This window comes from Streptomyces sp. NPDC003034, from assembly GCF_053591375.1.
This window is the reverse complement of the sequence record NZ_JBSFTS010000004.1, coordinates 64,576-79,228: the sequence shown is the minus strand read 5'-3', so window position 1 is coordinate 79,228 and position 14,653 is coordinate 64,576. Positions and strand designations below refer to the sequence as shown.

The window sequence follows — 14,653 nt, the reverse complement described above, 5'->3', positions numbered from 1 at the left end:
GTGCGAATGGCTGGCCATGCGCTCATTGAAGCAGATGTCCGCCGCCCGGGGCAGAGTGCGTCTCAATGGGCGGACGAGCGTCTCATCTCCGGACTCCGGTGTCCCCGTCCCGCCTGGAGGGACCGCAACGCGCTTCGCCGCGGGAGCTGTTGGGGGCCGCCGGCCTGCCACAAGGCACGGCGACGCCCGCCGGCCCCGGAGGGCGCGGCGGGCGTCGGCGCCGGGCGCAGGGTCCCGGACAGGGCCCGCGCAGACCTAGACCAGACTTAGACCAGGCCGTCCTTCTCCAGGCCGGCGCAGCAGGTGTCCGTGATGAGGCGGGTCACCACGTACGGGTCCACGTTCGCGTTCGGGCGGCGGTCCTCGATGTAGCCCTTGCCGTCCTTCTCCACCTGCCACGGGATGCGGACCGACGCGCCGCGGTCCGAGACGCCGTAGCTGAACTCGTTCCACGGGGCCGTCTCGTGCAGACCGGTCAGGCGCTCGTCGATGCCGGCGCCGTAGTTCTTCACGTGGTCCAGCGGCTTCGAACCCTCGCCCAGCGCCTCGCACGCCGAGATGATCGCGCGGTAGTCCTCGCGCATCGCCTTGGTGGAGAAGTTGGTGTGCGCGCCCGCGCCGTTCCAGTCCCCCTTCACCGGCTTCGGGTTCAGCGTCGCGGAGACGTTGAAGTCCTCGGCGGTGCGGTAGAGCAGCCAGCGCGCGATCCACAGCTGGTCCGAGACCTCCAGCGGCCCGACCGGGCCGACCTGGAACTCCCACTGGCCCGGCATGACCTCGGCGTTGATGCCGGAGATGCTCAGACCCGCCGCGAGGCAGTGGTCCAGGTGCTTCTCGACGATCTCGCGGCCGAAGATCTCGTCCGAGCCGACACCGCAGTAATAGCCGCCCTGCGCGGCCGGGAAGCCGTTCACCGGGAAGCCGAGCGGGCGGGCGCCGTCGAAGAAGGTGTACTCCTGCTCGATGCCGAAGATGGGCTCCTGCGCGGCGAACTTCTCGGCGACCGGACGCAGCAGGGCGCGGGTGTTCGACTCGTGCGGGGTCATGTCGATGTTCATGACCTCGCACAGCACGAGGAGGTCGTCACCGCCGCGGATGGGGTCGGGGCAGGAGAAGACCGGCTGCAGCACGCGGTCGGAGGCGTGGCCCTCGGCCTGGTTGGTGCTCGATCCGTCGAAGCCCCAGATCGGCAGCGCGTCCCCGTCCGCCAGGATCCTGGTCTTGGAGCGAAGCTTCGCCGTCGGCTCGGTGCCGTCGATCCAGATGTATTCAGCCTTGTAGCTCACGGGGCCCCATCCTCAGACTCTGCGGGTGCTGCTGGTCGCTGCTACTCGCTCGGGTGATGACCGCAGCGTGCCCGCCCGCCGTTTCTCTTCGGTTGCCCGTGTGTGAACCCCGTGTTACCGAGGTGTGCGCCGCGGGCCCGGCGCGCCGTGCGGGTTGACGACGGCGGCATCGACGGCATCGACGACGGCATCGACGGCGGCGGCGCGGGCGGATGGCGGCGCGGGCGGAGGCGCCCCCGCCCCGGTGCGGCAGACTGGGCGGGTGAGCTTTTCATCTGATGTGAATCCCGCCGGCCCCACCCCCGCCGGAGATTCGGCGGAGGGCGCCACCGGCCGGACACCCGCCGGTCCCCGCCCCCGGGTCGGGCTGATGGGCACCGGCCCCTGGGCCCACCGCACCCATGCCCCCGCCCTCGCCGCACACACCGGCCTGGACTTCGCCGGCGTGTGGGGCCGCCGTCCCGAAGCCGCGGCCGAGCTGGCGCACACGTACGGCGTGAAGGTCTACGAGGACCCCGACGCGCTCTTCGCCTACTGCGACGCCGTGGCCTTCGCCCTGCCGCCGGACGTGCAGGCTCCGCTCGCGGTGCGCGCGGCCGCCGCCGGCTGCCACCTGCTGCTCGACAAACCCGTCGCGACGACCGCCGAGGACGCCCGGGCCGTCGCCGACGCGGCGGCGCGGCACCAGGTCGCCTCCGTCGTCTTCCTCACCCTGCGCTTCGCCGAGCCCACCGCCGGCTGGGTCGCGGAACAGGCCGCCCGCCCGGGCTGGTTCACGGCCGCCGCCCACTGGCTCGGCGCCGTCTTCCCGCCCGACGGCGCGCCCAGCCCGTACGCCGATTCCCCCTGGCGCAAGGCCAAGGGCGGGCTGTGGGACGTCGGCCCGCACGCCCTGTCCGTCCTGATCCCGGTCCTCGGCGACGTCACCTCCGTCAGCGCCACCCGCGGCCCCTCCGACGTGGTCCAGCTGGCCCTGCGGCACACCTCCGGAGCGGCCAGTACCGCCGTGCTCAGCCTGGGCGCCCCGCAGGCGGCGGCAGGGGTCGGGCTGGAGCTGCGCGGCGCCGAGGGCGTCTTCGCGCTGCCCGGCTGGAGCGACGTGCCGGGCGCCTACGGCCGCGCCCTCGACGCGCTGCTCACCGCGGCCCGGACAGGAGTACCGGACCCGCGCGGGGCGGAGTTCGGGGCCCGGCTGACGGAGATCCTCGAACAGGCGCAGGCGCAGCTCCCGGCCGGCTGAGCCACCGGGCCCCCGAGGGCAGCGGGCGTGGAAGACGGCCTACGGCCCCACCCGGCGGACCACCTCCGCGAGGGCGTCCAGGGCCCGGCTGAAGGCCGAGTCCGCGGGGGCCGCGTACCCGACCACCAGCCCCTCGTGCGGCGGATCCGGGTCGGCGCGGTGCTGGTAGCCGGAGAGGCCGTCCAGCGCGAGCCCGGCGGCGCGGGCGGCGGCCAGGGCGGGGGCCTCCGTGCCCGGCGGGAGCTCCACCACGGCGTGGAGTCCGGCGGAGATGCCGGTCAGCCGGACCTGCGGGGCGCGGGCGGCCAGGACCGAGACCAGCTGGTCGCGGCGGTCCCGGTAGCGCCTTCGCATCCGGCGGACGTGGCGGTCGTAGGCGCCGCACTCGATGAAGTCGGCCAGCGCCAGCTGGTCCAGCGCGCTCGCCCAGGACTCCCGCAGGCCCTTCGCTTCCAGGACCGGGCCGATCAGGTGGTCGGGCAGGACCATCCAGCCGAGGCGGATGGCGGGGGACAGGCTCTTGCTGAGCGAGCCCGCGTAGACGACGTGCTCGGGCGCCAGGCCCTGCACGGCGCCGACCGGCTTGCGGTCGTAGCGGAACTCCCCGTCGTAGTCGTCTTCCACGATCACGCCGCCGGTCGTACGGGCCCATTCCACGGCGGCGGCGCGCCGGCCGGGCAGCAGGCGGCCGCCGGTCGGGAACTGGTGGGCGGGGGTGAGCATCAAGGTGCGGGCCCGCGAGGGCAGTTGACCGGTCCGGGCGCCGTCCTCGTCGACGGGGACGGCGTGCGGGCGCACTCCGGCCGCGTCGAGTATGGCGTGGTGGAAGGGGAGTCCGTACGCCTCGACCGCCCAGTCCCGGGGCCGTACGGAGGCCAGCAGCCGCAGTCCGTTGGCGAAGCCGGAGCAGACCACGATGCTCTCCGGGCCCGTACGCACGCCCCGCGCCCGGGACAGGTACGCGGCCAGCGCCCGCCGCAGCTCCGGGCGGCCCCGCGGGTCGCCCGGCCCGAAGGCCTCGGTGGGTGCCTCGGACAGGGCGCGCCGGGTGCTGGCGGCCCAGGGGCCGCGCGGGAAGGAGGCGGGGTCCGGCTTGCCCTGGAGCAGGTCGTGGCGGGGGCCCGCGGGTGCGGGCCCGGCCGCGGCGGCCCGTACGGCGGCGGTGGCCGCGCCCTCGGCGACCCGCGTCCCGGACCCCTGCCGGGCGGTGAACCAGCCCTCGGCGACCAGCTCGGCGTAGGCGTCGGCGACGGCGTTGCGGGCCAGCCCCAGGTCGGCGGCCAGGGCCCGGTAGGGCGGCAGCCGGGTCCCCCCGGCGAGTCGGCCGCTGCGTACGGCGCTCCGCAGGGCCTGGGCGAGGGCGGTCCGCCGGGCGCCCTCGGCGGGGAGTTCGAGGTGCAGGTCGGCGCCGGAGCCCGCATCGCCGCCGGGGCGGTCACCGGGGGCCGTCACGCGCCCGGCTCCGAGGTGAGGACCGTACGGGTGGCCGTAGCCGTGGCCGTGGCCATGGCCGTCACCGGCAGGAGGCGGCGGCCGGCGGTCGCCGGCCGCGGCACCGGCCCCAGTTTCCGCCCGTCGTCCACATCGCCTCCGCCCCGGCATCACCAGCCCAGCGACCCTACCGCCCGGCGGGAGGGCGAGAGCCGCCGGGCGTCCTGCGCAGCCCGGCCCGGCCCGGCCCGGCCGGGCGGGGGTCGGCTGGCTACGCCTTGCGGGACAGCGCCTCGCGGACGGCTTCCTCGGAGCGGGCCACGACGGCGGTGCCGTCCTCGGCGGTGATGATCGGCCGCTGGATCAGCTTCGGGTGCGCGGCCAGATGCGCGATCCAGCGCCCCCGCGCCGCGTCGGTCTCCTCGCGGGGCAGCTCCCGTACGCCGGTTTCCTTCGCCAGCGGGTCAGACGTACGCGTGATGTCCCACGGCTCCAGCCCGAGGCGGCCGAGCACCTCGCGGATCTCGTCCTCGGAGGGCACGTCCTCCAGGTAGCGGCGCACCGTGTAGTCGGCGCCCTCCGCGTCGAGGAGGGTCAGGGCGCTGCGGCACTTCGAACAGGCCGGATTGATCCAGATCTCCATGCCGCCCAGCCTATCCAGAGGGAGCCTGGCCAGGGCCTTCTGTCAGTGGTCGCCGGTAGAATCGAGGGACAACGACAGGACGCCAACTACCGTTTGGGAGGCTGTAGATGGCCACTGCCACCATCGTCCAGCACGTCAAGAAGAAGCCGCTGCCGGCGGGCCTGCCCCGCGAGTGGTACGAGAGCCACAACCGCCGCCTGAAGGCGATGCGGCTGGCGATATCCCTGCTCGACTCGGGCACCTATGACGAGCGGCGCGCCACCAACCGGAAGATACGGACGATGGCCGTCCGGACGGGGATCCACCGGCCGTCCAATGTCACCTGCAAGCTGGTCCGCGCCTTCATGCGCGACTGCGCCTGATCGTCACGGCCGCAGCTACGGGGTCTTCGGGAGCCGCCGCGGCGGCGGCTCCCGGGGATCCGGGTGACGAGTGCGGTGCGCCGGGCGAGGAGGGGGAGGGGTCAGGCCACCGTGCGGCGCTCAGCGCGCCTCTCGGCCGGGGCGCCGCCGTCCAGCGAGAGCAGCAGCAGCGCCACGTCGTCCCGCAGACCACCGTGGGTGAAGGACTCCAGGTCCCGCCACACCGCCTCGACCAGCCCGCCCGGGTCCCGGGCGAGCACCGGTACGCGGGCGGCCAGGGGATAGAAGTGCCCCGTCGCGTCGCGGGCCTCCGTCACGCCGTCGGTGTGCAGCAGTAGCCGGTCCCCGGGCCGCACCGGCAGTTCCGCCACCGTCGGCGGGGCCGGCCCCGCGAGTCCGAGGCCGAGCGGCGGGCCCGGCTCCACGGCCAGTTCTTCGACGGCGGCCCCGCGCAGCCGCAGGGCGGGCGGATGGCCGCACGACACCATGCGTACGAGGTCCAGGCCGGGCGGGAACTCCAGCAGCAGCGCCGTCGCGAACAGCTCCGGACGGTCCACGGGGCCCGCCGCCGCATCCGCCACCAGCCGCCGGTCCAGCCGCCCGGCCACCGCCGCCAGCTCCGTGTCGTCCAGCACGGCTTCCCGGAAGGCCCCGAGCAGCGCGGCGACCGTGGCCACGGCGTCCAGACCGTGGCCCTGCACGTCGCCGACCAGCGCGCGTACCCCGTACGGCCCCGCGCGTACGTCGTACAGGTCCCCGCCCACCAGGGTGCCGCGCTGCGCCGCCCGGTACAGCAGGGAGCACCGCACATGCCCGACCCGCCCCGGCACGGGCGGCAGGACGGCCAGCTGGGCGGCTTCCGCCACCGTTCGTACGCTCACCAGCTGCGCGTCCCGGCGCCGCCGGACCAGGGCGATCACCACGCTCAGCACTCCGATGGCGGCCACCGTGGCCACGTCCGAGCCGCGGGCCTGGGTGATGCCGAGCTCGGGCACGCCCAGCAGTACCAGCACCAGCGCCGCGAAGAAGGCGGTGCCGACCGCCCCGTACGCGAAGGCGGCCACCGGCGGCAGACCCGCCAGGAAGAACCCCAGCTCGACGCCCGGCGTGGCCTTCTGCGCGAGGACGAGCAGCACCAGGGCCACCGCGGGCGCGATCCGGGCCCAGAGCGGCGGTGGCTCCCCGCGCAGCCAGCCCGGTTCCCCGCGTCCGCGTCTCACCCCTCCACCCTGGTACGGGTCCGCGAAGCCCGCACCCCGGACGGTGCGAAGGGGCTGCCGCGGGCCGGTGGAGGTGGCGGCGTCACCCGGTCGCCGCGGGGGCGACCCCGCCGTCACCGCCCGGCCCGCCGGGAGGCGACCCGGCAGGATGGGGGCATGCGTATCGCGGTCACCGGTTCGTCCGGACTCATCGGCAAAGCCCTCGTACGGTCCCTGCGCGCCGACGGGCACGACGTCGTCCGCTTCGTGCGCCGGGCGACCGCCGCCCCGGAGGAGGCCCGGTGGGATCCCGCGCGCGGGCAGGTCGATCCGGCCGGGCTGGCCGGCTGCGCGGCCGTCGTGCACCTGGCCGGGGCCGGGGTCGGGGAGCACCGGTGGACCGCCGCGTACAAGAAGGAGATCCGCGACAGCCGGGTCCTCGGGACGGCGGCCCTCGCGCAGGCCCTCGCCGCGATGGAGCAGCCGCCCGCCGTCCTGGTCAGCGGTTCCGCCATCGGCTACTACGGCGACACGGGCGACCGCACCGTCGACGAGGACGCCCCGCCCGGACACGGCTTCCTGCCCTCCGTCTGCGTGGAGTGGGAGGCCGCCGCCGCGCCCGCCCGCGCGGCCGGGATCCGTACGGCCTTCGCCCGTACCGGCCTGGTCGTCGCCCGCGAGGGCGGTGCCTGGGGGCGGCTGTTCCCCGTCTTCCGCGCGGGCGTCGGCGGCCGGCTCGGCAACGGCCGCCAGTACTGGTCGCACATCTCGCTCCGGGACGAGATCGCGGCTCTGCGCCACATCATCGACACCCCGTCCCTCAGCGGTCCCGTCAACCTCACCGCCCCCGAGCCGCTGACCAACCGCCAGGTCACGGCGGCCATGGGCCGGGTACTGCGCCGGCCCGCCGTGCTGCCCGTACCGGCCGTGGCCCTGCGCATCGCGCTCGGGGAGTTCGCCGAGGACGTACTGGGCAGCCAGCGCGCCCGGCCCGCCCGGCTGCTGGAGTCGGGCTTCGTCTTCCGCGACCCCGGCATCGAGCAGGCGATCCGCGCCGCCCTCGACGGGAACCACTAGCGGCACCCCCGGCGAAGCCCCGCACCCCCCGCGCGGAGCGCACCGGCGGGGGCGCGGCGTGATCGCCGTGCGACCGTTCGTGACCCGAATGCGACCGCCGTGCGACCGGAGTTGACCGGAAACACGGGGCAAACTCGGGTTCCGGCGCAGCGGGTTAGGGGAAGGAGGAGCAGACACAGCCGCGCCGACCTCGGGGAGGGGCACGTGCTCAGCAGCGCGCACCACGCCGCACACCATGCGGACATCGTCATCGTAGGAGCCGGAGTCTCAGGACTCGCGGCCGCGCACCACCTGATCGCAGCGGGGGTCACCGTCACCGTCCTGGAGGCCGCCGACGACCCCGGCGGCCGGATGGCCACGGAATCGGCCGACGGATTCCGGCTGGACCGGATCGGCCAGTTGCTCAACACCTCGTACACGGAACTGGCCCGCACCCCGGGCCTGGAGACCCTGACCCTGCGCCCCTTCGCGCCCGGGGTCCTGGTCCACACCGACGGCAGGCAGCTCCGCGCGGGGGCTCTCACCCCGGCCCGTGCCCTGGCCAGCGGTTCCCTCGACCAGGCCCGGCTCAGCGCCGCTCTCGGCCGGCTCGCCGCCCTGCCGGAGGAGCGCCTGCTCGCCCGCCCCGAACGCACCGCGCTCGCCGCCCAGCGCTCCCGCGGTCTGCCGCCGCGCACCCTCAACGGGGTACTGCGGCCCCTGCTCGCCACCTTGCTGCGCGACCCGGAGCTCACCACCTCCAGCCGGGTGGCCGACCTGGCCCTGCGCGGCTTCGCCCGTGGCCGCCTCGCGGTGCCGCAGGGGGGCGCGGCGGCCCTGCCCGACCTGCTGGCCGGGGGCCTGCCGCCCGGCACGCTGCGTACCGGCGTCCGGGTCCGCTCGGTGGCGACCAACCTCGTCACCACCGAGGAGCACGGCGACTTCGTCTGCCGTTCCGTGCTGCTGGCCACCGGCGCCCGCGCCGCCGCCGGCCTGCTGCCCGGTCTGCGGGTCCCGGACTTCCACCAGGTCACCGTCCTGCACCACGCCACCGCCGAGCCGCTGCCGTGGGACGGCTCGCTGCTCCTGGACGGGGACCCCAGCTGGCCCGTCTCGCACACCGCCGTGATGAGCGCGGTGGATCCGACCCGGGCCCCGGCCGGCCGCAGCCTGGTCACCACCACCGTGCTCGGCCCGCCGCCACCGCCGCGCACCGTCGCCTCACGGCTGGCCCGGCTCTACGAGAGCGCCACCCGGGACTGGGAGCTGCTGGCCGTCCACCACACCCCGGAGGCCGTCCCCGCCATGCCGCCGCCCTACGATCGGCGCCGCCCCGTGCGGGTCCTCGCCGGGCTGTACGTGTGCGGCGACCACCGGGACACGAACACCGTCCAGGGCGCCCTGCACTCGGCGCGCCGCGCCACCACGGCGGTCCTCCGGGACTTCGGCATCCCGCTCCCGGCCACCCCGGAATCCGCGCTTCCGATGGCTGCCTGAGGGTCGAGGCCGTCGGCGGGGCCGCATGCGCGCCCCGCCGACGGCCTCGGCGCGGGCGCCGGAGGCGCTGGGGTCCGGCGCGGGCGACCGGGGGCGGGGGAGGGTCAGGACAGGGCCGCCACCCGGTCCCGGTAGGTGCGCACGGCCGAAGCGTCCCGGTACGGCTCCAGCCGTCGCTCGAAGTCCCGTACGTACTCCACGGCCCGCACCGACCGCATCTCCATCGCCTGCTGCGCCGCCTCCGCGCCCAGCGTGCACGCCTGCTCCAGCTCCCCGAGCCCCAGCCGGGCCGTGGCCAGCACCACCCGGCAGAACAGCCGCGACCGCGCGTAAGCGGGCGCCCGCAGCTGGAGCGAGCGCTCCGCGTGCTGCGCCGTGGCCCGGAACTGCTGCAGGTCCCGGTGGCAGTGCGCGAACTCGTCCGCCAGCTGCGCCTCGTCGTAGTACCGCGCCCAGGGCGGCACGTCGTCCCCCGGCCGGGCCGCGCCCAGCGAGCGCTCGGCCCGCACCAGCGACGCCGTGGCCGCCCGTACCTCGCCCATCACCGCGTGCCCCCGCGCCTCGGCCGAGTGCAGGAGGGCCTGCACCACCGGCGGCGGCCCGGCGCCGACCCCCTGCTGGGCGACCCGGGCCAGCTGCACCGCCTCCCGGCCGTGGCCCAGGTAGACCGCCTGCCGGCTCATGGTGACCAGCACGTACGAGCCGTACGGCCGGTCGCCGGCGGCCTGCGCCAGGCGCAGCGCCTGCACGAAGTACCGCTGGGCGAGCCCGTGCGCGGCGATGTCGTACGAGGTCCAGCCCGCGAGCCGGGTCAGGTCCGCGGCGGCGGAGAACAGCCGGCGCCCGGTGGTCTCCCCGTAGGTGCCGCGGAGCATCGGCTCGGCCTCGTGCTCCAGGTAGCGCACCAGTGCCTGCCGGGCGTGGCCGCCGCCGTAGGCGTGGTCCAGGGTGCGGAAGAGCTCGCTGACCGATCTCAGCGCCGCGATGTCACCGGCGGTCACCCGCTGCCCGGGCCCCCGGTCGATCTGGCGCTGGCGGGGCACCGAGGTCCGGCCCTGCGCGGGGACCCGGGTATGGGCCAGGTCCGTGCTCCGGCCCACCCGCTCGTCGGCCCGCCCGATCAGCCAGTCCCGGCTGGGCACGACCAGGCCCGCCGGGGTGAAGGCGATCTTCCGCAGCTCGGCGTGGGAGCCGGAGTCCTTGCGCCACAGGCCGCTCGCGATGTCCACGGCCTCCTCCGGGGTGGCCGCGAACTCCAGCCCGGCGTACACGGGCGCGCACGCGTCCAGGCCGAGGTCCTGCGCCGACAGCCGCCGCCCGAGCCGTCTGGTGAAGACCTCCGCGATCAGCGCGGGCGTGGTCCCGCGAGGCTGCTGCCCGCGCAGCCACCGGGTCACCGAGGTCTTGTCGTACCGCAGGTCGAGACCGTGCTCCAGGCCGAGCTGGTCGACGCGGCGGGCGAGCCCGGCGTTGGAGAAGCCGGCTTCCGCGATCAGTGCCGCGAGCTGCCGGTTGGGGACGCGCTGGGCAGGTCGTTCCGTCATCGGCTCCACGGTCTCCTGACGTGACGGACCGGAGTCCCGGCCCTGTGACGGCGTGAATGTAGCGGCGAACTTCGCCCGGACCGCCCGCTCTGTCCCACATTCATCCGATCGTGTGCAGAACGGGTGGGACCCTTTACGGATCGCCCCCCTGCGCCCGCGTACGCTGCGGCCCATGACCCGCCGGCCCCCCGCGACACACCTCCCCCACGCGTACACGGAATCCACAGCTCCGCTGCCCGCGCCCGAACTGACGGAGGCGGAGTGCCGGCGCTGCGGGACCTACATCACGGGGCTCGACGGGCGGTACGCGTGCGGGGTGTGCGGCTGGGTCAACGACCACTCGGAGGGCCACCGGCGGCTACCCCGGGCCGACGAGGACCCGGACCGCCCCGCCGCCCGGGGAAGGCGCCGCCCCAGGCGGCTTCCCGACCCCGCGGAGGCGGCGCCGAGTCCGGCGGCGGAGGCCGGTACGGGCCCGGGGACGGGGCGCTGAAAACGCCCGCGCGGGCCGCCGTACCCTTGGCTGAGTGCGATACGTGCACACGGCAGGTTCAACGAGGAGGCGCTGCGGTGGCTGAGCTTGGGTTTGTGCGTCTGGGCTTCGGACCGGAATCCGTCGAGTACACCCGGGCCTGGGAAGAGCAGCGCCGGGTGCACGCCGCCCGCTTCGCCGACGAGATCGGCGACACCTGCCTCCTGCTGGAGCACCCTCCGGTCTACACCGCCGGCCGGCGCACCGACGACAGCGAGCGGCCGCTCGACGGCACGCCGGTCGTCGACGTGGACCGCGGCGGCAAGATCACTTGGCACGGCCCCGGGCAGCTCGTCGGCTACCCGATCATGAAGCTGCCCCGCCCGGTGGACGTGGTCGCCCACGTCCGCAGGCTGGAGGAGGCACTGATCCGCACCGCCGCCGAATTCGGCCTGGAGACCAGCCGCGTCGAGGGCCGCTCGGGCGTCTGGGTGCTGGGCGATCCCGTCCACGAGCGCCCGCAGGCCGGCGGCCTGTCCCTCGACTTCCCCGCTTCCCCGCCGGCCCCGCGCCCGGACGACGAGGAGTTCGACCCCCGGCTGGCCGGGCCCGAGTACGCCCCGTCCAATGCCGGCCAGCGCCGCGAGGACCGCAAGCTCGCCGCCATCGGCATCCGGGTCGCCAAGGGCGTCACCATGCACGGCTTCGCCCTCAACGTGAACCCGGACAACACCTGGTTCGACCGGATCGTGCCCTGCGGCATCCGGGACGCCGGTGTGACCTCGCTCTCGTACGAGCTGGGGCGCGAGATCACCATCGCCGAGGTGCTGCCGGTCATCGAGCGGCACCTGAAGGAGGTCCTGGAGCACGCGGAGCTGCGGCCGCGTGAAGTGGAACCGGCGGTGGGCTCGTAGGACGGGTGCGGCTTCGGCGAGGAGGCCGAGGTCCGGGGAATGGGGTCGGCCCCCCCGCAGGTTGGCCGACGTAAGAGCGTATGAAATTACGGGCGTACCCTGGTGGGCGCCGAAGAATCGAAGTCACAGGGAGCCGGTCGTGTCCGCAGTCGCACCCGACGGACGCAAGATGCTGCGCCTGGAGGTCCGGAACAGCCAGACCCCCATCGAGCGCAAGCCCGAGTGGATCAAGACCCGGGCGAAGATGGGTCCCGAGTACACCAAGATGCAGGCCCTGGTGAAGGGCGAAGGACTGCACACGGTCTGCCAGGAAGCCGGCTGCCCCAACATCTACGAATGCTGGGAGGACCGCGAGGCCACCTTCCTCATCGGTGGCGACCAGTGCACGCGGCGCTGTGACTTCTGCCAGATCGACACGGGCAAGCCCGAGGCGCTGGACCGGGACGAGCCCCGCCGCGTCGGCGAGTCCGTGGTCACCATGGACCTGAACTACGCCACCATCACGGGCGTGGCCCGCGACGACCTGCCCGACGGCGGAGCCTGGCTGTACGCCGAGACCGTGCGCCAGATCCACCAGCAGACGGCGGCCCGCGAGAGCGGTCACACCAAGGTCGAGCTGCTGGCCCCCGACTTCAACGCCGTCCCGGAGCTGCTGGAGGAGGTCTTCGCCTCCCGCCCCGAGGTCTTCGCGCACAACGTCGAGACCGTGCCGCGGATCTTCAAGCGGATCCGCCCCGGCTTCCGCTACGAGCGCTCGCTCGATGTGATCACCCGCGCCCGCGCGTACGGCCTGGTGACGAAGTCGAACCTGATCCTCGGCATGGGCGAGGAGCGCGAAGAGGTCACCCAGGCCCTGAAGGACCTGCACGAGGCCGGCTGCGAGCTCATCACCATCACGCAGTACCTGCGGCCCTCGCCGCGCCACCACCCCGTCGAGCGCTGGGTGAAACCGGCCGAGTTCGTGGAGCTGGCGAAGGAGGCCGAGGACATCGGCTTCTCCGGTGTGATGTCCGGCCCGCTCGTCCGGTCCTCGTACCGCGCGGGCCGCCTCTACCAGCAGGCGATGGAGAAGCGCGCGGGCGTGTGAAATCGCGCACAAAGTCCTACTAGGCGGTAACCCGCAGCGACGCGGCCCCTAGGCTTTTCCTCGGAAGAGTCCGGCGGGCCGCGTCAATGTTTCGACACGTTTGACCGACCGGTCATGCGCTGGTAACACCAATCAGTGACGATGGATCCACGCTTCGCACACGCGCTTCCCGGCGCGCTTCGGACGCCGGGTTCGCCGTGCGCAGTCGCCGTACACCCGTGTCTTCGGACACGACGCACAGCATGTACCGCACACCCTGCCGACGTGAGCACCGTGAAAGGGACCGACATCATGCAGGCCGCGCCCGTACGCGCCACCGCCCTTCCGTCCTTCACCGACGCCTTCCGCGGCATCGAGTCCCTGCTCATGAGCGGGGCCCGCCGCAACGCCTGGACGGCCGTCCTCGAAGACCGCCGCAGGGCCAAGGACCGGGTCCAAACCGAACACGTACTTGAGGCCGCGGCGACCCGGACCCCGCAGGCCACGTAAACTCGCCCTATGGCGAGGAAGTCAAACGCAGAGACTGCTGCGAACCCCGGGCGACTGAAGCAGATCGCCCTGACGTACAAGATGACGCGCAAGGCAGACCCGAAGGTCGGTCTGATCGTCGCGGGCGTGGGAATCGTCACCTTCGGTGTCTTTCTCGCCATCGGCTTCCTGATCGGCCACCCGGTCTACCTGGGCATCCTGGGCTTCCTGGTGGCGTTCCTGGCGATGGCGATCGTCTTCGGGCGACGGGCCGAGCGGGCTGCCTTCGGGCAGATGGAGGGACAGCCGGGCGCGGCCGCGGCCGTACTGGACAACGTGGGACGGGGATGGACGACCACCCCGGCCATCGCGATGACCCGCAACCAGGACATCGTCCACCGGGCCGTGGGCAAGGCCGGCGTCGTCCTGATCGCCGAGGGCAACCCGAACCGCCTCAAGCCCCTGCTCGCGAACGAGAAGAAGAAGCTGGCCCGGATCATGCCGGACGTGCCGGTCCACGACTTCATCGTGGGTACGGGCGAGGGCGAGGTGCCGCTCCAGAAGGTGCGCACCACGCTCCTGAAGCTGCCGCGCGTGCTGGCCGGCCCCCAGATCACCCAGGTCAACGACAAGCTGCGCGCCATGGGCGACCTCATGAGCAACATGCCGCTGCCGAAGGGCCCGATGCCCAAGGGCATGAAGATGCCGCGCGGCGGAAAGATGCGCTGACCCGCTTTTCGTATACGAACACACGGATACGACGCGACACACGGGTACGACGCGAGGCGCCCCCCGAAGCTGACAGCTTCGGGGGGCGCCTCCGTGTGATGCCCGCTACGTGCCCGCTACCAGATGCTCACGAGATACGGACCTGGACGGCGCGCGCCAGCCGGTCGTGCAGGCCGCGGCCGTCGCGGTCCCAGATCAGCGCCGGGATGACCAGGGCCAGCAGTGCGGTGCGCACCACCACCCGGACGATGCCCAGCCGGCCGCCGTCCTGCGAGACAACCCGCAGGCCCAGGAGCCGCTTGCCGGGGGTGGAGCCCACGGTGCCGAGGGTCAGGATGCTCAGGGCCACGAAGAGCCCGAGCGTCCAGTTGCCCGCCGCGGCCAGGCTGCCGCCCGTGATCAGTCCGTACGCGATCAGCTGGCAGCCGATCCAGTCCAGGGCGACGGCGCCGAGCCGGCGCCCCGGTCGCGCCAGGGAGCCGGGGCCCTCCTGCGGCAGACCGAGCCGCTGGCCCGGATAGCCGAAGTCGACGCCCATGTCCTCGGCGGCCGCGCGGGGGCCGGAGAGCCATGATCCGATTGCTTGCCTGTTGTCCACCCGACCCACGGTACCCGTGGTGCTCCACACCACTCCCGCGGGACCCTGGTTAACTTGTGCGAAACAAATGGGTCATGCTTGAGAAATCCCGTCTGCTTATGGTCGGGTCAGCGTGCGGCACCGCACT

Annotated in this window: 16 protein-coding genes; 9 read left to right on the top strand and 7 right to left on the bottom strand. The window is 74.1% G+C overall.

The genetic code is table 11. The features are described from left to right. Positions 1-266 precede the first annotated feature (266 nt). A complete protein-coding gene (gene glnII / locus ACWDX7_RS06790; protein WP_451491190.1) occupies positions 267-1,286 on the bottom strand; it encodes a glutamine synthetase in 1,020 nt (339 codons plus the stop codon). Between the two features lie 370 nt (positions 1,287-1,656). On the opposite strand from glnII, the gene ACWDX7_RS06785 reads away from it, so the two are divergent. Further along, positions 1,657-2,526, top strand: a complete 870-nt coding sequence (locus tag ACWDX7_RS06785) for a Gfo/Idh/MocA family protein (RefSeq protein WP_451491205.1) — start codon at positions 1,657-1,659, stop codon at positions 2,524-2,526. A 39-nt stretch (positions 2,527-2,565) separates the two neighbouring features. Here ACWDX7_RS06785 and pdxR read toward each other — a convergent pair whose 3' ends face one another. The 3 genes from pdxR to ACWDX7_RS06770 form a co-directional block, all read right to left on the bottom strand. Continuing rightward, the gene (pdxR, locus tag ACWDX7_RS06780; RefSeq protein WP_451491191.1) at positions 2,566-3,978 is read right to left on the bottom strand and encodes a MocR-like pyridoxine biosynthesis transcription factor PdxR; all 1,413 of its coding nucleotides are present in this window, start codon (positions 3,976-3,978) and stop codon (positions 2,566-2,568) included. Continuing rightward, entirely contained in the window at positions 3,975-4,109 is a 135-nt protein-coding gene (locus ACWDX7_RS06775) for a hypothetical protein (protein ID WP_451491192.1), read from the bottom strand. The genes pdxR and ACWDX7_RS06775 overlap by 4 nt, the downstream gene beginning before the upstream one ends. A 119-nt stretch (positions 4,110-4,228) precedes the next feature. After that, positions 4,229-4,600, bottom strand: a complete 372-nt coding sequence (locus tag ACWDX7_RS06770) for an ArsC/Spx/MgsR family protein (protein WP_451491193.1) — start codon at positions 4,598-4,600, stop codon at positions 4,229-4,231. A gap of 107 nt (positions 4,601-4,707) precedes the next feature. On the opposite strand from ACWDX7_RS06770, the gene ACWDX7_RS06765 reads away from it, so the two are divergent. After that, positions 4,708-4,962, top strand: coding sequence for a hypothetical protein (locus ACWDX7_RS06765; protein ID WP_451491194.1), 255 nt, complete (start codon positions 4,708-4,710; stop codon positions 4,960-4,962). A gap of 101 nt (positions 4,963-5,063) precedes the next feature. Here the strand turns inward: ACWDX7_RS06765 and ACWDX7_RS06760 are convergent, their stop codons facing one another. Then, positions 5,064-6,182 (bottom strand): PP2C family protein-serine/threonine phosphatase, encoded by a 1,119-nt coding sequence (locus ACWDX7_RS06760; RefSeq protein WP_451491195.1) that lies wholly within the window; start codon positions 6,180-6,182, stop codon positions 5,064-5,066. 156 nt (positions 6,183-6,338) lie between these two features. On the opposite strand from ACWDX7_RS06760, the gene ACWDX7_RS06755 reads away from it, so the two are divergent. Then, the gene (locus ACWDX7_RS06755; RefSeq protein WP_451491196.1) at positions 6,339-7,238 is read left to right on the top strand and encodes a TIGR01777 family oxidoreductase; all 900 of its coding nucleotides are present in this window, start codon (positions 6,339-6,341) and stop codon (positions 7,236-7,238) included. A 204-nt stretch (positions 7,239-7,442) separates the two neighbouring features. Further along, positions 7,443-8,714, top strand: coding sequence for an NAD(P)/FAD-dependent oxidoreductase (locus ACWDX7_RS06750; RefSeq protein ID WP_451491197.1), 1,272 nt, complete (start codon positions 7,443-7,445; stop codon positions 8,712-8,714). A gap of 104 nt (positions 8,715-8,818) precedes the next feature. On the opposite strand, the gene ACWDX7_RS06745 is transcribed toward ACWDX7_RS06750, so the two are convergent. Then, positions 8,819-10,258, bottom strand: coding sequence for a regulator (locus tag ACWDX7_RS06745; RefSeq protein WP_451492956.1), 1,440 nt, complete (start codon positions 10,256-10,258; stop codon positions 8,819-8,821). Positions 10,259-10,430: 172 nt separating this feature from the next. On the opposite strand from ACWDX7_RS06745, the gene ACWDX7_RS06740 reads away from it, so the two are divergent. From ACWDX7_RS06740 to ACWDX7_RS06720, 5 genes are all read left to right on the top strand, one after another. Beyond that, the gene (locus ACWDX7_RS06740; protein ID WP_451492957.1) at positions 10,431-10,751 is read left to right on the top strand and encodes a hypothetical protein; all 321 of its coding nucleotides are present in this window, start codon (positions 10,431-10,433) and stop codon (positions 10,749-10,751) included. Positions 10,752-10,828: 77 nt separating this feature from the next. After that, positions 10,829-11,644, top strand: a complete 816-nt coding sequence (gene lipB / locus ACWDX7_RS06735) for a lipoyl(octanoyl) transferase LipB (protein ID WP_451492958.1) — start codon at positions 10,829-10,831, stop codon at positions 11,642-11,644. A 139-nt stretch (positions 11,645-11,783) separates the two neighbouring features. Next, entirely contained in the window at positions 11,784-12,731 is a 948-nt protein-coding gene (lipA, locus tag ACWDX7_RS06730) for a lipoyl synthase (RefSeq protein WP_451492959.1), read from the top strand. A 291-nt stretch (positions 12,732-13,022) separates the two neighbouring features. Further along, entirely contained in the window at positions 13,023-13,220 is a 198-nt protein-coding gene (locus ACWDX7_RS06725) for an SCO2195 family GlnR-regulated protein (RefSeq protein WP_451492988.1), read from the top strand. A gap of 9 nt (positions 13,221-13,229) precedes the next feature. After that, complete coding sequence (locus ACWDX7_RS06720; protein ID WP_451492960.1) at positions 13,230-13,928, top strand: DUF4191 domain-containing protein; 699 nt, start codon at positions 13,230-13,232, stop codon at positions 13,926-13,928. A gap of 127 nt (positions 13,929-14,055) precedes the next feature. Here the strand turns inward: ACWDX7_RS06720 and ACWDX7_RS06715 are convergent, their stop codons facing one another. Further along, positions 14,056-14,526, bottom strand: a complete 471-nt coding sequence (locus ACWDX7_RS06715) for an RDD family protein (protein ID WP_451492961.1) — start codon at positions 14,524-14,526, stop codon at positions 14,056-14,058. Positions 14,527-14,653 lie beyond the last annotated feature (127 nt).

Coding starts and splice junctions, on each gene's coding strand:
- ACWDX7_RS06745 (WP_451492956.1), bottom strand. CDS start 10,258: ATGACGGAACGACCTGCCCAGCGCGTCCCCAACCGGCAGCTCGCGGCA.
- ACWDX7_RS06765 (WP_451491194.1), top strand. CDS start 4,708: ATGGCCACTGCCACCATCGTCCAGCACGTCAAGAAGAAGCCGCTGCCG.
- ACWDX7_RS06770 (WP_451491193.1), bottom strand. CDS start 4,600: ATGGAGATCTGGATCAATCCGGCCTGTTCGAAGTGCCGCAGCGCCCTG.
- ACWDX7_RS06725 (WP_451492988.1), top strand. CDS start 13,023: ATGCAGGCCGCGCCCGTACGCGCCACCGCCCTTCCGTCCTTCACCGAC.
- ACWDX7_RS06740 (WP_451492957.1), top strand. CDS start 10,431: ATGACCCGCCGGCCCCCCGCGACACACCTCCCCCACGCGTACACGGAA.
- ACWDX7_RS06720 (WP_451492960.1), top strand. CDS start 13,230: ATGGCGAGGAAGTCAAACGCAGAGACTGCTGCGAACCCCGGGCGACTG.
- ACWDX7_RS06755 (WP_451491196.1), top strand. CDS start 6,339: ATGCGTATCGCGGTCACCGGTTCGTCCGGACTCATCGGCAAAGCCCTC.
- ACWDX7_RS06785 (WP_451491205.1), top strand. CDS start 1,657: ATGGGCACCGGCCCCTGGGCCCACCGCACCCATGCCCCCGCCCTCGCC.